The sequence below is a fragment of the Mycolicibacter kumamotonensis genome, assembly GCF_002086285.1.
In the GTDB taxonomy this organism is placed as follows: Bacteria; Actinomycetota; Actinomycetes; order Mycobacteriales; family Mycobacteriaceae; genus Mycobacterium; species Mycobacterium kumamotonense.
The window spans coordinates 1-19179 of the sequence record NZ_MVHU01000056.1; the positions used below are offsets into that span (position 1 = coordinate 1).

Genomic DNA, 19179 nt, shown 5'->3' on the forward strand with positions numbered 1-19179 from the left:
GAGTTCGCTCTACAGTGGACCACGACCCACCAACCCCAAGTCGCATAGCGACTGGACCACCAAACGGGTCCCCCTCAGCGGTACCATCCAACTCGGCCCGGCCGCACACCGGCGGCAACAGGCCGGCTAGCGTCATCAGCAGTGTCGTTTTGCCAGCGCCGCTGGGGCCGGTGACCGCCAGCCGGGCACCGGGTCGCAGGTCCACCGTCACCAGGGTCGAGCGCTCAGCGTGGTGACCGGCGCGAATATTGGCAGCGTATAGCCGGTGGGTCACCGGTGGATACGCCTGTGCCGGTGGGCGAACCAGGCTCCGCGCCGGCGCACCCGCGGGGGCCAGGTCGAGCAGGCGTCGCGCCGCGATCCGCGACCGGGTCAACTGGATGGCCGCGCCCGGCAACGACGTGGTCGTCTCGAATGCCGACAGCGGCAACAGCATCAGAATCGCCAGGGTGGTGGGCGCGACGGTGGACGCAATCGAGATGCCGGCTATCACCGCGCCGAGTACGCTGACCCCGACCGCGGCGGTGGGCATGGCGGCGGCCACCGCGGCCGGTGTTGCCGCGGCGTCGATCGCGTCGGCCCAGGCGCGTTGCCGACGCTGCGATTCGGCGATGATAGCGGGCAGTCTGCCGCTGACGCGCAGCTCCGCGGCGTGCTCCAGCGCGAGCATCGCCGCCACGTCACGATCGGCCAGGTGTTGGCGGGCAACGGCTTCCTGCGCCGCCGCCGCCCGCGCCGACAACCACGGCGCGATCACTCCGGCAGCAAGCAAGCAGGTCGCCAGCACCGCGGCGGCCGCCCGCGAAATCACCGCAATCACCACCACAGCGTCCAGGCTCAGGACCGCCGCGACACCGATCGGCAGCAGGGCGCGCACCAGCACGTCGGCCAGCACGTCGACATCGGCGCCGACCCGCGCCACCAGCTCACCGCTGTGCAGCCGGGTCGCGACGTCTGCGGGTCCGTGGGCCAGCCGGCGATAGATTGCGACGCGGGCGGTGCCGGCCGCGCGCAGTGCGGTGTCATGGGTGGCTAGCCGCTCGCAGTAGTGCAGCACGCCTCGGGAAATCGCGAGTGAACGTACCGCGACGACGGCGATCGACAGGTCCAGTACCGGCGGCATCTGCCAGGCACGGGTGATCAGCCAGGCCGACACCCCGGCTAGCCCCAGCGCGCTGGCCTGCGACAACACCCCCAACGTGACCGCCAGCACCAGCCGGGGCAGCCGCGGGCGCAGCAAGGTGGACGCGCTCAGCAGATCAGGCCGGCGCATGACGACTCGCTTCCACGTCGATCACTCGATCGCCGATCGCCAGCACCGGGTCACGGTGGCCGACGACGATCACCGTCGCACCTGCCCGCGCCCGCTCGACGAGGGCCCGCAACACCGCGTCTTCGGTCTCGGCGTCCAGGTGGGCGGTCGGCTCGTCGAGCAGCAGCACCGGCGCGGGTGATCCGAGCGCGCGGGCCAGGCCGAGCCGCTGTCGCTGACCCAGCGACAGCCCGACGCCGCCGCCCCCTATCTGGGTGTGCACGCCGTTGGGCAGCTCCGCCAGCACCGGATCGAAACCGGATGCCGCACAAGCGGTGTCTGCATCATCGAGTTCGCCGAACAGCGTCAGGTTGTCGGCGATACTGCCTGGGATCAGCACCGGGCGCTGCGGCAGCCAGGACAGCTGACGCCACCACCGGGCCGGGGCCAGGTCGGCGACGTCGATCCCGGACACGGTGATCCGCCCCGACGTCGGCACAGTGAGCCCGGCGACGCACTCCAACATGGTGCTCTTGCCGGCGCCGTTGGCCCCGGTCAGCACCGTCACCTGGCCGGGCTCGATCACCGCGGTGAGATCGCGCGGCGCAAAGCCGTCCCGGCCGGCGACGCTGAGCCGTTCGGCGCGGATCACCGCACCGCGCGCGGACACGGTCCGGTGTCCCGGGGCCCGGCCGGGGGAGTCGTCGATGAGCGCGAAAGCCTTGTCGGCGGCGGTGCGGCCGTCCTGGGCGGCGTGGAATTCCACCCCGATCCGGCGCAGCGGTGCGTACACGTCTGGCACCAGCAGCAGCACTGTCAGCGCAGCGGTCAGGCTCATCTGCCCGAACACCAGGCGTAGCCCGATGCTGACCGCGACCAGGGCAACGCCGAGCATGCCCAGCAGCTCCAGCACCAGTGCCGACAAGAAGGCGATCCGCAGGGTGGCCATCGCCGAACGGCGGTGGGCGGCCGACAGTTCAGCGATGCGATGTTCGGGCCCGGCAGCCCGACCCAGCGCGCGCAGCGTGGGAATGCCGGCGATCAGATCCAGCAGCCGAGCCTGCAGTGTCGTCATGGCCGCCAGCGCCGCCGCCGACCGGTCGGCGGTGGCCAGGCCGATCAACACCATGAAGATCGGGATCAACGGCAACGTGAACGCCACGATCACCGTCGACTTCAGGTCGTAGAGCGCAATCACCGCCACGGTGGCCGGGGTCAAGATCGCGGCCAGCACCAATGCGGGTAGGTAGGCGGTGAAGTAGGGGCGCAACCCGTCCAGGCCGCGGGTCACCACCGTCGCGGCGGCGTCGCGCTGGGCGGCTAGTTCACGGGGGGCTCGCGCGGTCACTGCGGTCAGCACGTGACCGGCCAGATCGGCGATCACCGCGCTGGCACCCCGCTGGCCCAGCCGCGCCTGCAGCCAGTGGGCCGCTGTGCGAATCGCCCATAGTGCCGCCAGGATTGAGATCAGCGGCAGCCAACGCTCGACGCTGCGGGTGGACGGGTCGGTGATAACCCGGGAGGCGATCTGTGCCAACACCATCGCCGAGGCGACCGCGCAGCCGGAAATCACCACACCGTAGGCCACCGTGGCGGCCAGGAACCGGCGCACCGCCGTCGATGCCCGCCACAGGCGTGGGTCCAGCGGTGGATGGCCTGACGAGCCGTTTCCGCTCAAGAAGGGGTCCTCGAAAGGCCGATCGACGGAGGTATCCGCTCGGCCGAGATCCGCTTCCGGAACACCCAATACGTCCAACCTTGGTAGGCCATCGCCAACGGGGCGAAGATCAGCGCCGCCCACGTCATGATCTTCAGCGTGTAGGGGGTCGACGACGCGTTATAGATCGTCAGGCTCCACTGTGGGTCCAGCGCTGACGGCAGCAGGTTCGGATACAGAACACCGAACAACAGGATCACCACCGCGGCCACCACCACCGCGGTCGAGAAGAAAGCCCAGCCGTCAGAGCCGCGGCGCCACACCAACGCCACCGTCGTTAGCTGGGCGACGACCGCGACGACCAGCACCAGCCAGGTCCAGCTCTTGCCGTAGGCCAGTTGGGTCCACAACCCGAAACCGGCCACCAGCGCGGTCACCGGCAGCGACAACCACGTCGCGAACCGCAGCGCGTCGTCGCGGATCGCGCCGGCGGTTTTCAGCGCCACGAACACCGCGCCGTACAGCACAAACAACCCGCCGGTGGCCAACCCACCCACCAGCGTGTAGGGATTGAGCACATCGGTGACCGACAGGTGAACTTGGTAGCCGGCGTCCACCGGCAGCCCGCGGACCAGCACCGCGAACGCCACCCCCCACAGCACCGCGGGCAGCCAGGAGCCGGCCGCGATACCGAAGTCAGCCCAGGCCCGCCACTTCGGATCGTCGATCTTACCGCGCCACTCGATGGCGACCGCCCGCACGATCATGCCGAACAGGATCACCAGCAGCGGCAGGTACAGCGCGGAGAACACGGTGGCATACCAGCCCGGAAACGCGGCGAACATTGCGCCGCCGGCGGTGATCAGCCAGACCTCGTTGCCGTCCCAGACCGGGCCGATGGTGTTCAGCGCCGCCCGGCGATGTTGCTCGGCGTCGCCGCTGCCGATCCGGCCGAACGGCTCCATCAGCATGCCCACGCCGAAGTCGAAGCCCTCCAAGATGAAAAACCCCAAGAACAGCACCGCAACCAGACCGAACCACAGCTCGTGCAGGCCCATCTCGATCGTCTCCTTCCCAAATTCGCTGCTCTTAGTAGGCGAATGACAGCGGAGCCACCTCGTCGCTACCGGGCGGAGCCGGCGGTGCGAGTTCGGCGTCGTGCTCCTGCGGCCCTTCGACGACGTAGCGCTGCAGCAGCCGGAACCAGATGACCGCGAGCACCCCATAGACCAGGGTGAACATCACCAGCGACGTGACGACCATTGCGGGTGAGTGACTCGACACACCTTCGGCGACGGTAAGACGGACCAGCTGGTCACCGGTCGGGTTGGGGGCGACGATCCACGGCTGGCGCCCCATCTCGGTGAAGACCCAGCCCGCGCTGTTCGCCAAAAACGGCGTGGGAATGGTCAGCAGCGCAAACCAGGAAAGCCACCGCCGATTCGGGACCTGGCCGCCGCGGGTCAGCCACAGCGCGGCCAGCGCGAACAGCACCGGAACCGCCAGCAGCCCGATCATCGCCCGAAACGACCAGTAAGTGACGAACATGTTGGGCCGGTAGTCGTTCGGCCCGAACCGCTGCTCGGAGTCCTGCTGGATGTCGCGCACACCCCGCAGCTGCACGTCGCTGAACCGCCCTTTAGCCAAAAATGGCAGCACATAAGGAACCTCGATCACCCGGGTGAGGTGGTCGCAGTCGTTCTGCCGGCCGATCGTCAGGATCGAGAAATGCGGGTCGGTCTGGGTGTCGCACAACGTTTCCGCCGACGCCATCTTCATCGGCTGCTGGGCAAACATCAGCTTGCCCTGGATATCGCCGGTGAACAACAACCCCACCGCGGCGATCAGCGTCACCCAGCAGCCCAGGATGGTCGCCGGACGGTACATGCTGCGGGCGTCATGCTCAGCCGCGGCCCGGTCGGCGCCCGCGCCGGCGGCAAGCCCGGTGTGGGAGCGGACCAGCCACCAGGCGCACACCGCGGCCACAAACGCCCCCGCGGTGAGAAACGCCCCTCCAATAGCGTGTGAAACCGCCGCCTGCGCAGTGTTATTGGTGAATAACGCCATGATGCTGTCCAACTCGGCACGGTGCGTTGCGGGATTATAGTGCGCGCCGACCGGATGCTGCATGAACGAGTTGGCCGCGATGATGAAAAACGCCGACACATTGGTCGCGACCGCGACGATCCAGATGCACGCCAGGTGCACCCACCGGGGCAATCGGCCCCACCCGAAGATCCACAACCCAATGAAGGTCGACTCGAAGAAAAAAGCCGCCAGGCCCTCCATGGCAAGCGGGGCACCGAAAACATCGCCGACGAACCGGGAGTACTCACTCCAGTTCATGCCGAACTGGAACTCCTGCACGATGCCGGTGGCCACACCCAGTGCGAAGTTGATCAAAAACAGCTTGCCGAAGAACTTGGTGAGCCGATACCAGGCCGGGTTATCGGTGATCATCCATACCGTCTGCATCACCGCCACCAGCGGCGCCAGACCGATGGTCAGTGGCACGAAGATGTAGTGGTAGACGGTGGTGATGCCGAACTGCCACCGGGAAACATCAAGGGTATTCATCGGTCACCTCCCCAGCCACCGCGAACTTATTACTACGTAGTGTAGTAGTTTTGGCGCTCGCGTTCGGCGGCCGTTACGAACCCCAGCCGATGCAACAGCACACTCATCGGACACCAGCCCAGCGCCCCATTGAGCACCAAGTTCGCCCCGACCCACCCCGCGAGCACCCGCAGGCGACTCACATGCCCAGACTGCGCGACCTGAGTTACCAGCACCACAGTGCCGGCCATGAGGCTCACGATCCGCTCGATCGTCCATCCCTGCGGCTTGGGCATACCGAACATGCCGCGCTCCGTTAACATCTGGTCCTGCATCGCAGCCCTCCTCGTCGGTTCGGCTACCGGCTCATTTTGTTCTTTATCGGTCAAGTCGTCAGGTCAGGTAGCTGCGTCGGCTGGTAGCGCGGCGTGACGTAGCCGAGAAGTCTCAGCGGGATGATGGCGGTGATCAACCCTTTCCCGGTGGGGGCTGACGGGGTGGAGGTCGCCACAGATCAGCTCAGATCAGAGCGCGCTGATCGCGGCGCGTAGTTTAGCGGCGGCTTGGTCGGCTATATCTTGCAGGCTCGGCTGGCCGGTGACCTGCACCATGAGTTGCGGGTCCATCGCCTCGACGATGACCGTGCCGCCTTGGTTATTGGCTGAATCGGCCCGCACAACAACGTTGCACGGCAGCAACTGGCCGATCTGGCGATCCACATCCAAAGCGCGGTGCGCCAGCTCCGGGTTACAGGCCCCCAGGATGAGATAGTCCTCCATGTCCTGGCCGAGCTTTTGTTTCAGCGTGGACTGAACGTCGATCGTGGTCAGCACACCGAAGCCCTGATCGGCCAGCGCCTGAGTCGTCCGCTCCACGGCATCGGCGAACGAGGTGTGCAACGTGGTGCTCAACCCCAAGGTCATTTCGTCCTCCTCTATGTCGTCTGTGTCACGGTGTCGGTTGGTGATCGCGCACGGGTGAAATTTAGGCCAGGGCCAAGAAAAGCTTCTCCAGTTCGGCTTCGGTCAGACGTGGCCCGCCGCCCGAGCTGGTATCGCTGATGCAGTCCCGAAGCCCGCAGGCGACGATCTTGAAGCCGGCCCGGTCAAGGGCGCGTGACACCGCTGCCAGCTGGGTCACCACGTCTTTGCAACCGCGGCCCTGCTCGATCATGGCGATCACCCCGGCCAGCTGCCCCTGGGCACGCCGCAACCTGTTGAGCACCGCGGTGATGCTGTCCTCGTCACCAATCATCGTTTCCTCCACATCCGGTTGATAGCTGTAAGCGTACCCCCTGGGGTATAAGCGCGCCAAACGTCCACGCCGCTGAGTCGATCAAGCTACCGCACTAGCATACTGATACGGGTATAGGTATTATGGCCGTCATGGACGAACACGACCACTACCACGACGTACTCGATGACCTCAATCCGCAACACCGCGCGTTGCGGCAGATGATCCCCGGGGTCTACCGCGGATTCGCTGAGATGAGCAGCGCCGCGCTGACCTCGGGCGCATTGGACAAAAAAGTCAAAGAACTCATCGCGGTGGCCATCGGGGTCGTAGCAGGCTGCGACGGCTGCATCGCCTCGCACGCCCAAGCCGCCGCTCGTGCCGGCGCCACCAAAGAAGAAGCCGCCGAAGCCATCGGTGTCAGCATCTTCATGCACGGTGGGCCGGCCACCATTTACGGTGCCCGGGCCTACACCGCCTTCTGCGAATTCGCCGATGCCGCCGGTGCTTCGGCGGGATCGCCCCAATGAGCACCGCGTGGCGCACAGACTCGCAACGCGTCGGTGCTTCGGGTTGGGGACTCGCCCCAACAATCGCTGCAGGGTCAGGGGCCAGTCATCGCCACCTCCAAGGCCGAAAGGGGGCGCCATGGCCGGCTCCAGCCTGAGCCTGGCATCGTGCACGCCAGCGGTCGATATCGAGGCTGAGCGGGATCTGGCGGCTATGGCGCGGACCCGCTCGGCTCCCCACCATCACGGCGTTTCGCGCCGGCATCCTTCTTGTCGACAGTCAGCCCGAAGCGATGCCATCAGCGGGCGAAAGCCCTCATCGACATCAAGGTCCTCGGTATGGCCGCGGCACGCACCAAGATCGTCGACCGCGAAACCGCCGCCAACACATAGCCGCCCAACAACTCTCACATAATTCCGGAGGCACCATGTGTTATCCCGTCCGCTGCCCAGACTGTGGTAAAACGACCTGGGCGGGCTGTGGCCGCCATGCCGACAATGTCATGAACCCCCTGCCGCCTAGCCAGCGATGCACCTGCCGTACGGACCCCGCAAGGCAACACCTATAACCCCCGTAGAGGCACCTCGGGCGACTCCCAGAGCTAACGGTTACACGCGTTTGAGCCCGCCCGTCGTCGGGTAGGTCTGGAGATGCCATGACTGCTGAAGCACCGCCTGTTGCGTCGTTGCAAGCGCATCGGCCGTTTCCGGTCCGGCTGGGCCCGAAGGGCAGTCTCGTCTACAAGCTGGTGACGACAACCGATCACAAGCTGATCGGGATCATGTACGTCATCACCTGCTACGTGTTGTTTTTCGCGGGCGGTCTGATGGCGCTATTGATGCGCACCGAGTTGGCGGCGCCCGGCCTGCAGTTTTTGTCCAACGAGCAGTACAACCAGCTGTTCACCATGCACGGCACCATCATGTTGCTGTTGTACGCCACCCCGATCGTGTTTGGGTTCGCCAATCTGGTGCTGCCGTTGCAGATCGGCGCTCCGGATGTGGCCTTCCCGCGGCTGAATGCGTTTTCGTTCTGGTTGTTTGCGCTCGGTGCCATGATCGTGATCGCCGGTTTCATCACCCCCGGCGGGGCCGCGGACTTCGGCTGGACAGGGTATCCGCCACTGAGCAGCGCCATCCACAGTCCCGGCGCCGGTGGTGATCTGTGGATCATGGGTCTGGTTGTCTCTGGTCTAGGCACGATCTTGGGTGCGGTCAACATGATCACCACCGTGGTGTGCATGCGCGCCCCCGGCATGACGATGTTTCGGATGCCGATCTTTACCTGGAACATCTTGATCACGTCGATCATGGTGCTGTCGGCTTTTCCGATTCTGACAGCGGCACTGGTCGGGCTGGCCTACGACCGGCACCTCGGGGCCCACATCTACGACGCCTCCAACGGAGGCGTCATCCTCTACCAACACCTGTTCTGGTTCTTCGGCCACCCTGAGGTCTACATCGTCGCGCTGCCGTTCTTCGGCATCGTCACCGAGATCTTCCCGGTTTTCTCTCGTAAACCGCTATTCGGCTACACCACCATGGTCTATGCGACGATGGCCATCGCCGGGCTGTCAACGGCGGTGTGGGCGCATCACATGTTCGCCACCGGAGCGGTGCTGCTGCCGTTCTTCACCATCACCTCGTATTTGATCGCAGTGCCGACCGGCATCAAGTTCTTCAACTGGATCGGCACCATGTGGAAGGGCCAGCTGACGTTTGAGACGCCTATGCTGTTCTCGGTCGGCTTCGCGGTCACGTTCCTAGCCGGCGGCCTGACCGGGGTAATCCTGGCCAGCCCACCGCTGGACTTCCATGTCCACGACACCTATTTCCTGGTGGCCCACTTCCACTACACCCTATTCGGCACCATCGTGTTCGCCACCTTCGCCGGAGTATATTTCTGGTTTCCGAAGATGACCGGGCGGCTACTCGACGAGCAGGTGGGCAAGCTGCACTTCTGGCTGACCTTCATCGGGTTTCACACCACGTTTTTGGTGCAGCACTGGCTGGGCAACGCCGGCATGCCGCGCCGCTACGCCGACTACCTGCCCACCGACGGCTTCCAGGGCCTCAACATCGTCTCCACCATCGGATCGTTCATCCTCGGCGTGTCGATGATCGTGTTCATCTGGAACGTCTTCAAAAGCTGGCGGTACGGCGAGGTGGTTACCGTCGATGACCCGTGGGGATACGGCAACTCGCTGGAGTGGACCACCAGTTGCCCGCCGCCGCGCCACAACTTCACCGAGCTGCCCCGGATCCGATCGGAGCGCCCCGCCTTTGAACTGCACTACCCGCACATGATCGAACGACTACGCACCGAAGTCCATATCGGCCGCCACGGCCAGTAGCGGGCGTCAAACCGGTCCGGTACGCAGCGAAGCCGGTCGCAACCGACCCCGCCGCTGACGTGTCAGCTGTCGGCCGCCTCGGATTCACTTAACGAAACACGACAACCGTCCTCGCAGACACCGCCGAGTGAAGCAATCGGAGGCGAGCGATAACCCCAGCGACCGTGGAACCGGTGAGACACCGGCCGTCTTAGGCGCCCGGATGGCTGGCCCGACAGTGACAAACTTCCCCGGAATATACCCCTACGGGTATCCGTTGATGAAGTGAGAACCACTCTACGAATAAGGATGAGGTTGTGATGAGCACTCCCACCGAGGCGCCCGCCGCAAGAGCCATGCCCCGCATTGGCGACCCAGCGCCCACGTTTACGGCTGTCACCACGCAGGGGGAGATCAACTTTCCCGCCGACTACGCCGGCAAATGGGTCATCTTTTTCTCCCACCCAGCCGACTTCACCCCGGTCTGCACCACCGAGTTCATGACCTTCGCCTCGATGCAGCAGCAATTCAAGGCCTACAACACCGAACTGCTTGGACTCTCGGTCGACGGGCTCTACAGCCACATCGCCTGGCTGCGGGCGATCAAAGACAAAATCACGTTCCGCGGCCTTAGAGCCGTCGACGTCGCCTTTCCGCTGATCGACGATGTCGGCATGGCTGTCGCCGACAAATACGGGATGATCATGCCCGGTAAGGATTCCACCAAGGCGGTGCGCGCGGTCTTCGTCATCGACCCGACGGGCACCATCCGCGCGATCATCTACTATCCGCTAAGCCTCGGCCGCAACTTCGATGAGTTGCTGCGTGTCGTCAAGGCGCTACAGACCACCGACCATTTCGGCGTCGCCACGCCGGCGGACTGGCAACCCGGCGAGCCCGTCATCCTGCCCACGCCCGGCTCCTCCAACGATGCGCAGGAGCGCATGGACGAATCCGCAGACGGCGTCGAGTGTCAAGACTGGTTCTTTTGCACCAAAGAGCTTTCTGCTGACGAGGTCGAATCCGCCATCCACGGCGCATCGTCCACGGCGCATAAAGAGTGATCGCGATGACCAACAGGGAGTTGCCCGAATGGCGATCCGTTCTGGTCGTAGTCGCCCACCCCGACGACGAGTCGTTCGGCTTGGGCGCGATCCTATCGGCGTTCGCCGACCAAGGGGCGAAGCTGGCTGTGCTGTGCCTGACCCGCGGCGAGGCGTCAACATTGCACGGGGTTACTGGTGACCTGCGTGACATACGGGCCGGCGAGCTGGCTGCTGCCGCCGAGGTACTCGGGGTGTCGGCCGTGCAGCTGCTGGATTACCCGGACGGGCACCTCGCCGACACGCTCCCCGAGGAGCTGACGATGCCGATTATCGATTTCGCGGAACGATTCGGCGCACAGGGGCTGCTGGTGTTCGACCCGAGCGGTATCACCGGGCACCCCGACCACCGGCAAGCAACCGCTGCGGCGCGGGCCGCCGCAGCCGAGGTTGGCCTGCCGGTGCTGGGCTGGACGCTGCCCACCACAGTTGCCGACGCCCTCAACGGCGAATATCACACGTCGTTCGTCGGGCATGGCATCACCGACATCGACTTGATTGTGCCGGTTAACCGGCGTCAGCAATACCAGGCGGTGCGCCGCCACCTGAGCCAAGCGCTGCCAACCAGTGTGCTGTGGCGGCGCCTGGAACTACTGGGCCCGTTCGAACACCTACGCTGGCTCCCGGGCACGCTCGCAGCGGCATAAAGATTGCCGCCTACCAGCGCAGGCCGTCCGTGGCATTGGCGACCACACGGGTTGAGTTTAGGCACAAACCCTCGTCATCGGTGTCAGTCCCGCGTTGCTTGTGAGGCTCGACCCATAAGCTAAGACGGACTGGACTCATTCAGTGGGAGAACATCGACAGAATGTCTGGCCATTCGATCGAGCTTGCCTTGGAGTCTGGCCCGATCTCGAATACTGACCTGAAGCTGCTCGGACAGGGCCTGGACGACGGCTTCAAGCTCCGTGCGCTTTTCACGAGCTGATTTGTAGCGCCGTTCAGCATCGAGGGCACGTTCGGTCATCGCCTGGAGCTTCTTGTGCCATTCATGTTCTTGCGGCGTCACGATCTGGTTCTGCTTCGCTACTGCCCGGTCCATCCAGTCACCGAGATCGCTGAGTGCGCCCCGCACGAGTCGGGTGCGTCCCACCCCCGCTTCGTTGGCCAAAGCGACGATGCTGCGCTTGCTCCGGTTTATGGGCTTCGGGGCCGTGAGGGGGACCCGATTGATGGTCCAGTCGCTATGCGGCCAGGGGTTGGTGGGTCGTGGTCCACTGTAGGACGAACTCGGTTGGGGTGAGCCCACGGTGGGCCGAGTGGGGCCGGTTGGCGTTGTAGTCGATCCTCCAATCTTCGATGATGACGCGCGCTTCCCGGAGGGAGTCGAAGCGCCAGGAGTTGAGCAGTTCATCGCGGAGTCGGCCGTTGAACGATTCAATCCAGGCGTTCTGCCAGGGTGATCCGGGGTCGATGAACAGTGAGCCGGTGCCGTTGAACCGGCACCAGTCGTTGACCGCGTGGGCGACGAACTCGGGTCCGTTGTCGAACCGCACGTAGTGCGGTGCCCCATGCATCAGGGTCAGGCGGTCAAGGACGTCGACGACGCCGTCGGCGTTGATGGCGCGGTCGACGTGGATCGCCAGGGCCTCGCGGGTGAATTCGTCGATCACGTTGAGCATCTTGATGGTGCTCCCGTCGGCGGTGGTGTCGAATTGAAAGTCCATCGCCCAGATCACGTTTGGACGGATCGGTGACATCGCGCCGACGGTGACGCCGATGCCGGTCAGCCGTTTCTTCTTGCGCCGCTGCGGAACCCGCAGGCCCTCCTCGCGCCACAGGCGGCGGATGCGCTTGTTGTTGGCCTTCCAGCCTGCTCGCCGTGCTGCGATCGCCGCTCGTCGCCATCCCCAGCGGGGCCGGTCGGTGGAGAACGTGCGTAGCCAGGCCCGCAGCTCGGCTTCCGCATCGGTGATCGGTGACGGTGTCAGGCGCATCGTGGAGCGGTGGATGCCCACCACCGTGCAGGCCCGCCGCTCGGAGACCCCGAACCGCTCGCGCAGCACCGTGACGGCGCTGCGCTTGCGGTTCGGGGTTAGAAGTTTCCCGCCGCAATCTCCTTGAGCATGTCGATGTCGAGGGCCTGGTTGGCGACCAGCTTCTTCAGGCGGGTGTTCTCGGCCTCGAGCTCTTTGAGGCGCTTGGCGTCGCTGGCCTTCATGCCGCCGTACTGGGCGACCCAGCGATGCCAGGTCGACTCTGCGACCTCCAGGTGCCGGCACACCTCGCTGAGCTCCTGGCCGGCGCCGAGGAGCTTGTTGCCCTCGGCGAGCTTGCGGATGATCTGATCCGGCGTGTGCCGCCGGCGCTTGTTCGCTGCCATGTCGTAGTCGATTCTTCCTGCCCGAACACCGGGCATCAGAGTCGCACAACAACTGGACCATTACGAGGGGCTCACCTCAGCCGGATCACCGGTTAGCAGGCTGCGCATCGCGACGAGGACGGCCTTGCGGGTGGGGTTACGTTCTGCTTTGATCTCGTCGTCGGTGGGAGGCCAGTTCCGTTCCGCGATGGGGATCTCAGAGCCGGATGTCATGCCAGGTACCCCTGCTTTGTGAAGCGGGGCGATTGCATCAGCGTTCATTCGTCTCGGACATCAGTTTCCGACTCTCCCGTGCTGGCCGTGCTTGTCTTAGCCTGTTCGGCGGTCATGATGTCCAGTAGGGGCAACGCTGTGGTTTCGTGGTCGGCGATGTGCTCTTCGAGGTGCGTGATCCGCTTGTTGATCCGCGCGGCCAGGATCGGGTTCGCGTTCTTTACTCGCGCTCGGAGTTGGGTGGCTTCTTCTTTGTCTTGGGCGATCGTCGCGTCGGTGTAAACGAGATATTGTCAAGACCTGTGGATGAGGTTGTTTCAGGCGACCTCCGTTTCGGTTGATTCGTCGCTCTCGGCGGGTGTGATGTCAACGGGCCGTTCGAGTAGCTTGCCTTTGTGGAACACCGCGCCGGCACGGACCAGCGCGACCAGGTGTGGTGCGTTCACGGCCCGCCAGCGGGCTTGGGCAGCGTCGATCAGCTTGTAGGCCATGGCAAGTCCCGCCGCGCGGGATCCGGGGCCCTTGGTGACCTTGGTCCGCAACCGCACGGTGGCGAAAGTCGACTCGATCGGATTGGTAGTTCGCAGGTGGATCCAATGCTCGGCCGGATATTTGTAGAACTCCAGGAGCACATCGGCGTCATCGACGATCTTGGCGACCGCTTTGGGGTACTTGGCGCCGTAGTCGACCTTGAAGGCCTTGATCGCGACCTGGGCCTTGTCGATATCCTCGGCGTTGTAGATCTCCTTGATCGCGGCCAACGCAGCTGGGTGCGCTGATTTCGGCAACGCAGCAAGCACATTGGCCTGCTTGTGGAACCAGCAGCGTTGCTCCCGGGTGGCCGGGAACACCTCCCGGATGGCCTTCCAGAACCCCAACGCGCCGTCACCGACGGCCAGCACCGGCGCGGTCATCCCACGACGACGGCAGCCCCGCAGCAGATCCGCCCACGACTCGGTCGACTCCCGGTATCCGTCGGCCAGGGCGACGAGTTCCTTGCGGCCATCGGAGCGCACGCCGATCATCACCAACAGGCAGAGCTTCTCCTGCTCGAGGCGGACCTTGAGGTGGATGCCGTCGACCCACAGGTAGACGTAATCGGTGCCCGAGAGGTCACGCTCGCCGAAGGTCTTCGCCTCGTCCTGCCATTGGCTGGTGAGCCGGGTGATCGTCGTGGCCGACAGTCCGGCGCTCGAGCCGAGAAACTGCTCCAGCGCCGGACCGAAGTCACTCGTCGAGAGCCCGTGCAGGTACAGCAGTGGCAGCACCTCGGTCATCTGCGGGGACTTGCGTGCCCACGCCGGGAGGATCGCCGAGGAAAACCGTTGCCGCTCACCGGTAACGGCGTCGATGCGCTTGTCGTTGACCCGCGGGGCGGTCACCGTGACCGCACCCGCGGCGGTGAGGATGTCACGTTCGTGGTGATAGCCGTTGCGGACCACCAGACGCCGACCGTTGTCGTCGACCTCACCGGCATGGGCGTCGATGTAGGCGGCTACTTCAGCCTGCAGTGCCGCCGCCAACATCTGCCGCGCACCGTCGCGGACGATCTCATCCAACAGCGACCGACCAGCACCGCTGCCGTTCTCGTTGGCTGATTCCGCGTCGTGAACTACCGTGAGCATGGGCGTACCTTCCCAACCAGCGCGCCAACGCCGGTCTTGATCGAGATCCTGTTTCCGTGATGATCATCCTCGGGAAGGTGCGCCCACTTTCACGCCACCTCGCCGAGGCTCATCCACAGGTTCTGATCATTGCTCGGTGTAAACACGGTTGCCGCAGTAGACCTTGCAGTCGTTTCGGTTCGGTTCACCGTCGTTTTCTCGCGAGCAGGCCATCGTTTCCGGCTTCAGAGGATTGGCCAGGCAAAGACAGCCATGGCCTGGATTCTCCCGGACGATCAGATCGGGGTCGCTACGAAGTCGGCGTTCGTCCTTCCTTGACAGGTCGGCATAGGTGCCGGGAAACCGTTTGGCGCCGAACCGGTTGAGAGCCTTTCCGAGCTGTTTGGCCGCTGGGCCGGACGCTTTCATTCCGGTTTTCGCGGCGTTCGCATGGTCTTGCAGTGTGGTGTAGAGAGCACGTGTGCGTTCTTCGTCCATTGTCGCGGCGATGCCGGAGGTAATCGTGGAGGCGTACCCATCGGTGGTGGTCGACTGCATGTGGCCGAATTGGACGCCCGCGGCGGCAAGACCGTCTGGTTGATTGACGATGTGCCAGGCGACGCTGCGACGAAAGCGGTCGAGCGTGACGTTTCTCGCCGGTTCGGGGTCGATGTGATGGGTCTGATCGATGCCGAGTTCGGTACTCAAACCGTTCGCGAACTCGATGAGTTCCTTGATCCATCGAGTCATCGTCGTGGTCAATACTGGTTGATCGTGCGACTTTGGGTAAGTCATCAGCCCAGCGGAGCCGGTGATTTCGGCGAGGCGTTCGAGCGCCGTGATCGCGTCGGCGCCGGGCTTGATGGTGGCCCACACCCACTGCTTGCCGCCGCGGTCCTGTTGGTCGTTGTCGTCACGGACAGCCTTGAAGATGCGCCCGTCGATCCGGTAGGAGTAGGCACCGTCCGGGCGTGGAATTGTCCGCAGCGCGCCGCGCTTCAGCTTCGCGCACTCTTCGCCACGCATTCCTGTGCACGTGCAAATCAGGATCGCCGCCGCCGCCTGGAGGACGCGCTGCAATTTCCCGATATCTCGGTAGTCGATCAGCTGAAGCCAGGGCTGCCCCTCGATGACGCCCGCGACCGGCACCGGAATCGGCTGCGGCAGAGCCGGGTTCACTGAGAACGTGCCGCCACGTTGCCGGCGCCAACTGCTGAAGTCGCGAACATGGATCTCTCCTCCGTGGAGGGCGATGAGGTATTGCGCAGCGATATGCCCCGTGATCTCGCCTTGAGGCAGGATCCCACCGCGGGAGGCCACAATCTGTTCGACCGCGTCGAAGCCCGCGCGTGAACTTTCTTTAGGTTGGGGGCAGCTCGAAACCGCGTTCCGCCACTTCACGGCGGCGACGATGTCAGGGGTGCATTTGAGTATCTGCTGAGACCACCACAGCAGCGGCGCGAATGCGTCCGGGTGAATGATCTCTTTGCTGTTGTCAGCGGCACGCGCACGGCGGCCCCCTCCGAGGTATTCGCCAGACCAAGACGGTTCAACCATGCGGTTGGCTTCTGGGAGATCGTCGGCCAGGTGCGCAATCACCGCTGTATACCCCAAGTGCTGCGCCTTCGCAGACTGGCTGGATCGCGTTTCGTCAGCGAGGAGTGCCGTTGCATACGTGTCGAGCAAGTCGGTACTCACGTCGCAGAGTTGGGTGATCCCATGCTGTCCGAGGAAATGAGCAAAGCGGCGCAGCGCCGCGAACCGTTGGTACACCGATGCTGCCGATGGCCACCTCCGACCGTTGCTTCCCGCAAGGTAGGCCACCGGGGCCGGCCTGTTAATGATCAGCCATACGACGCGCTTGAATGGTGTGATCAGATGCGGCGGGACCGAATACTGCTGCTCTTTGAGCCCGGGGATCCAGTGCAGGTTCTGGACGGTGCCGCGGGTGACCCCCATGGGACGAAGCGACCATGTGTCATCGGCGAATACGCTTCCTGGAAGATCGGGGTGCTTCACTCGCAGCGGATGCACGATGACCGGGCCGGCCTCGACGGCGGCCCAGTCGACGGCGGCTCTAATGTCGTTGCTGCCGGCAAGATCACGGGCGTTCGTAGTGCCTCGGCTCACGTGTATCGCCCGTTGAGTAGCAGATGAATTTCGGTTCGATCTTCGTCGGTGATGGTTTGTTCGGCGACAGCGTATTCGTCGGCGCTAATGAGTGTGCGGTCGTCGATGAGGGCGAGCAGGCACCCGTAGGCCATGGCTCGAAAGTCTGTCCAGTCCGGCCCGTCGGTGGATGCGATGGCTTCCAACTGGTGCCGAAGTTCGATGAGCCGGGGAAGGTGGCGCGAGGTGGCGAAGGCATTAGTGCATTGCAGGCACAGCAGGAAGTCGTCACCGCATGGCTTGCCAGTTAGGGGGTGGTGCTCCCAGTCGATGCAGCCGCCAATAGTCGTATCGGTGTCGGCCATCGCCATGCCGCGCTCAAACCGCATTTTGAGGTGGCGCTCGGCGTTCTTGATCACCGCCCACAGTCCCGTTTCGACCGCTTCAGTCATAAGGCGCTCACGTTCGACTTCCGACGCTTCGATGTAGCTTGTGGACCACGTTGCGCGCGAATGGCCCTGGGGCGTCCGGTCAACGAGTACTCGGACCGTCTTGCGGATGCGGGTGAACGAGATCGGCTCGTCCTGGTTCGGCCACCATTTGAGCCTGCTCAGCTTGAGGTGACTGGGGGTCAGGCCGACCGAAGGAGACGAGTCCAGAGCCTTCATCACAGGCCAGTAGACGATGAGGCGATCAGCTCCGGGCAGGTCGTTCGCGGTCGGGACTGCCCCCGGTCTGGTTGACACTCGGGGTGTGCAGTGATCAGGCCGCGTCTGCGACCGTGTAGATCATCTCAAATTCGATTGGGGTGAGTTTGCCCAGGGAGCGTTGGCGGCGTCGGCGGTTGTAGCGGGCTTCGATCCAGACCACGATCGCCAGCCGGAGTTCTTCGCGGGTGGACCAGCGGCGGGTGTTCAGGACGTTCTTTTGCAGCAGGGCGAAGAAGGACTCCATCGCGGCGTTGTCGCCGGCCGCGCCGACACGACCCATCGAGCCCTTGAGGCCGTTGTTCTTCAACAGTCGGATGACCTTCTTGGACCGGAATTGGCTGCCGCGGTCGGAGTGACACACGGTGCCGACTGGGCAGCGCAAGGCGATGGCGTTGCGGATCGCTGTGGCGGCCAGCGAGGAACGCATGTGGGCGGCGATGGAGTAGCCGACGATCTTGTTGGAAAAGCAGTCCTTGACCGCACACAGATACAGCTTGCCTTCATCGGTGCGATGCTCGGTGATATCGGTGAGCCACAATTGATTTGGTCGATCCGCGCGGAACTCGTGCCGCACCCGTCCCTTGGCGTCGCGGACGGCGAGCAGGTCATCATGCACCGGTGGACCGGGCTTGCCGGCCTTGCCCTTCTTCTTGTGGTGGCAGGCGGTGATCCCGGCCATCGAGCACAATCGCTGCACCCGGTTCTCACCTGCGGTGACGCCGGCGTCGATGAGTTCGTCGGCGAGGAACCGGTAGCCCAGTGTGGGCTCGTCGGCATGGATGTCGTGCAGGGTGTTGATGACGTGTGCGTCATCCCAGTCCCGCTGGCAGACGGGCTCTTTGAGCCATTTGTAGTATCCCTGAGTCGATAAGCCCAGGACCCGGCACGCCACCGCGACCGGCACCCGAATACGGGCACCGGTCGCGGCCATCTCACGGACGAGCGGGAAGACTATTTTCCCGGCAGATTGGCCTGCGACAGGTAGGCGGCCGCCCGGCGCAGGACCTCGTTTTCCTGCTCGAGTAGCCGATTGCGTTTCTTGAGCTCACGCAGCTCGGCATGCTCGGCATCGGTGGCACCGGGCCGGTGGCCGTCTTCGATGTCGGCTTTCTTCAACCAGTTGTGCAGGCAGCCCTCGGAGATCCCGAAATCCTTCGCGATCTGGTTCAACGGTGCTTCGCCCTTGCGGGCCACCGCGACCACATCATCGCGGAACTCCTTGGGAAACGGCTTCGGCATGGTCGACATCCTTCCAGCGAGGAAATCCTCACAGATTAGGTGTCAACCAGAGTCGGGGCAGTCCCGTCGCGTCCCATGTCGTGGTGTAAGTAGCGTCGGCGTTTCCGCGTGAGGCTCTGTGAGTGTTCACTATGCCGTGAGAGCCGCTGTGGGGGCAACGCTTTCGGTGGGTTTGTCGCCGGGGTCGTTGGTTTTGAGCAGGGCCAGGGTGGCTTCGGAAAGATAGCGTTTGTCGGCGACTTGCCATTCGTCGTGGGCTTCTGAGGTGAGCCCCTCGTAGTGGTCCAGTCGTTGTGGGACTCTGTTGCCCGGTCTGCGGGCGAGGAAGAATCAGCAAC

General features: G+C 64.3%; 19 protein-coding genes and 1 pseudogene. 5 read left to right on the plus strand and 15 right to left on the minus strand.

What is annotated here, in order from left to right; genetic code table 11:
* The 7 genes from cydC to BST28_RS21800 form a co-directional block, all read right to left on the minus strand.
* A partial coding sequence (cydC, locus tag BST28_RS21770; RefSeq protein WP_109560762.1) for a thiol reductant ABC exporter subunit CydC occupies positions 1-1273 on the minus strand: 1273 nt, incomplete at its 3' end.
* A complete protein-coding gene (cydD, locus tag BST28_RS21775) occupies positions 1260-2864 on the minus strand; it encodes a thiol reductant ABC exporter subunit CydD (protein ID WP_083083034.1) in 1605 nt (534 codons plus the stop codon). The genes cydC and cydD, both read right to left, overlap by 14 nt.
* Positions 2865-2926: 62 nt before the next feature.
* Positions 2927-3967, minus strand: a complete 1041-nt coding sequence (cydB, locus tag BST28_RS21780; RefSeq protein WP_083083036.1) for a cytochrome d ubiquinol oxidase subunit II — start codon at positions 3965-3967, stop codon at positions 2927-2929.
* A gap of 31 nt (positions 3968-3998) precedes the next feature.
* On the minus strand, positions 3999-5486 hold the full coding sequence (locus tag BST28_RS21785; protein ID WP_083083038.1) for a cytochrome ubiquinol oxidase subunit I: 1488 nt from the start codon (positions 5484-5486) through the stop codon (positions 3999-4001).
* A gap of 32 nt (positions 5487-5518) precedes the next feature.
* On the minus strand, positions 5519-5800 hold the full coding sequence (locus tag BST28_RS21790) for a YgaP family membrane protein (protein ID WP_234808372.1): 282 nt from the start codon (positions 5798-5800) through the stop codon (positions 5519-5521).
* 189 nt (positions 5801-5989) lie between these two features.
* Positions 5990-6388: a DUF302 domain-containing protein gene (locus BST28_RS21795; RefSeq protein ID WP_067976674.1), complete on the minus strand. Its 399-nt coding sequence runs from the start codon at positions 6386-6388 to the stop codon at positions 5990-5992.
* 61 nt (positions 6389-6449) lie between these two features.
* The gene (locus BST28_RS21800; protein ID WP_067976675.1) at positions 6450-6719 is read right to left on the minus strand and encodes a metal-sensitive transcriptional regulator; all 270 of its coding nucleotides are present in this window, start codon (positions 6717-6719) and stop codon (positions 6450-6452) included.
* 131 nt (positions 6720-6850) lie between these two features.
* Between BST28_RS21800 and BST28_RS21805 the strand changes: the two genes are divergently transcribed.
* The 5 genes from BST28_RS21805 to BST28_RS21820 all read left to right on the plus strand — a co-directional run bounded on the left by BST28_RS21805 (position 6851) and on the right by BST28_RS21820 (position 11290).
* Positions 6851-7228, plus strand: a complete 378-nt coding sequence (locus tag BST28_RS21805; protein ID WP_083083054.1) for a carboxymuconolactone decarboxylase family protein — start codon at positions 6851-6853, stop codon at positions 7226-7228.
* 407 nt (positions 7229-7635) lie between these two features.
* A complete protein-coding gene (locus BST28_RS25390; RefSeq protein ID WP_526022681.1) occupies positions 7636-7776 on the plus strand; it encodes a DUF8730 family Cys-rich protein in 141 nt (46 codons plus the stop codon).
* Between the two features lie 87 nt (positions 7777-7863).
* A complete protein-coding gene (gene ctaD, locus BST28_RS21810) occupies positions 7864-9561 on the plus strand; it encodes an aa3-type cytochrome oxidase subunit I (RefSeq protein ID WP_083083039.1) in 1698 nt (565 codons plus the stop codon).
* Positions 9562-9896: 335 nt separating this feature from the next.
* Entirely contained in the window at positions 9897-10604 is a 708-nt protein-coding gene (locus BST28_RS21815; protein WP_083083041.1) for a peroxiredoxin, read from the plus strand.
* 5 nt (positions 10605-10609) lie between these two features.
* Entirely contained in the window at positions 10610-11290 is a 681-nt protein-coding gene (locus BST28_RS21820) for a PIG-L deacetylase family protein (protein WP_083083056.1), read from the plus strand.
* 119 nt (positions 11291-11409) lie between these two features.
* Here the strand turns inward: BST28_RS21820 and BST28_RS23860 are convergent, their stop codons facing one another.
* The 8 genes and pseudogenes from BST28_RS23860 to BST28_RS23515 all read right to left on the minus strand — a co-directional run.
* Positions 11410-11754: a hypothetical protein gene (locus BST28_RS23860; RefSeq protein WP_133054352.1), complete on the minus strand. Its 345-nt coding sequence runs from the start codon at positions 11752-11754 to the stop codon at positions 11410-11412.
* Positions 11755-11827: 73 nt separating this feature from the next.
* A protein-coding gene (locus BST28_RS21825; protein WP_109560763.1) for an IS3 family transposase occupies positions 11828-12966 on the minus strand; the annotation gives its coding sequence in 2 pieces (ribosomal slippage) (positions 11828-12696 and positions 12696-12966; 1140 coding nt in all).
* Positions 12967-13026: 60 nt separating this feature from the next.
* Positions 13027-13179, minus strand: coding sequence for a hypothetical protein (locus BST28_RS24275; RefSeq protein WP_165758129.1), 153 nt, complete (start codon positions 13177-13179; stop codon positions 13027-13029).
* Positions 13180-13496: 317 nt separating this feature from the next.
* Complete coding sequence (locus BST28_RS21835) at positions 13497-14804, minus strand: IS256 family transposase (protein WP_083083045.1); 1308 nt, start codon at positions 14802-14804, stop codon at positions 13497-13499.
* A 126-nt stretch (positions 14805-14930) separates the two neighbouring features.
* Positions 14931-16913, minus strand: a complete 1983-nt coding sequence (locus tag BST28_RS23865) for a hypothetical protein (protein ID WP_133054353.1) — start codon at positions 16911-16913, stop codon at positions 14931-14933.
* Positions 16910-17560 carry a hypothetical protein gene (locus tag BST28_RS21845; RefSeq protein ID WP_083083050.1) on the minus strand — a complete coding sequence of 217 codons (651 nt, stop codon included), beginning with the start codon at positions 17558-17560 and terminating at the stop codon, positions 16910-16912. The genes BST28_RS23865 and BST28_RS21845 overlap by 4 nt, the downstream gene beginning before the upstream one ends.
* A gap of 94 nt (positions 17561-17654) precedes the next feature.
* Positions 17655-18841 (minus strand): IS3 family transposase gene (locus tag BST28_RS21850; RefSeq protein ID WP_109560766.1). Its coding sequence is split into 2 segments (ribosomal slippage): positions 17655-18560 and positions 18563-18841, totalling 1185 coding nucleotides; the frame shifts between segments, so codons are not numbered across the junction.
* A 129-nt stretch (positions 18842-18970) separates the two neighbouring features.
* A pseudogene (locus BST28_RS23515) lies at positions 18971-19102 on the minus strand (IS256 family transposase); the annotation flags it as partial.
* Positions 19103-19179: the final 77 nt, after the last annotated feature.

Excerpts from the sequence above, each read along its gene's own strand:
- BST28_RS25390 (WP_526022681.1), top strand. The coding sequence starts at position 7,636 with ATGTGTTATCCCGTCCGCTGCCCAGACTGTGGTAAAACGACCTGGGCG.
- BST28_RS21795 (WP_067976674.1), bottom strand. The coding sequence starts at position 6,388 with ATGACCTTGGGGTTGAGCACCACGTTGCACACCTCGTTCGCCGATGCC.
- BST28_RS21800 (WP_067976675.1), bottom strand. The coding sequence starts at position 6,719 with ATGATTGGTGACGAGGACAGCATCACCGCGGTGCTCAACAGGTTGCGG.
- BST28_RS21785 (WP_083083038.1), bottom strand. The coding sequence starts at position 5,486 with ATGAATACCCTTGATGTTTCCCGGTGGCAGTTCGGCATCACCACCGTC.
- BST28_RS24275 (WP_165758129.1), bottom strand. The coding sequence starts at position 13,179 with ATGACATCCGGCTCTGAGATCCCCATCGCGGAACGGAACTGGCCTCCC.
- ctaD (WP_083083039.1), top strand. The coding sequence starts at position 7,864 with ATGACTGCTGAAGCACCGCCTGTTGCGTCGTTGCAAGCGCATCGGCCG.
- BST28_RS21805 (WP_083083054.1), top strand. The coding sequence starts at position 6,851 with ATGGACGAACACGACCACTACCACGACGTACTCGATGACCTCAATCCG.
- BST28_RS21835 (WP_083083045.1), bottom strand. The coding sequence starts at position 14,804 with ATGCTCACGGTAGTTCACGACGCGGAATCAGCCAACGAGAACGGCAGC.
- BST28_RS21845 (WP_083083050.1), bottom strand. The coding sequence starts at position 17,560 with ATGAAGGCTCTGGACTCGTCTCCTTCGGTCGGCCTGACCCCCAGTCAC.
- BST28_RS21790 (WP_234808372.1), bottom strand. The coding sequence starts at position 5,800 with ATGCAGGACCAGATGTTAACGGAGCGCGGCATGTTCGGTATGCCCAAG.
- BST28_RS21815 (WP_083083041.1), top strand. The coding sequence starts at position 9,897 with ATGCCCCGCATTGGCGACCCAGCGCCCACGTTTACGGCTGTCACCACG.
- cydB (WP_083083036.1), bottom strand. The coding sequence starts at position 3,967 with ATGGGCCTGCACGAGCTGTGGTTCGGTCTGGTTGCGGTGCTGTTCTTG.
- BST28_RS21820 (WP_083083056.1), top strand. The coding sequence starts at position 10,610 with ATGACCAACAGGGAGTTGCCCGAATGGCGATCCGTTCTGGTCGTAGTC.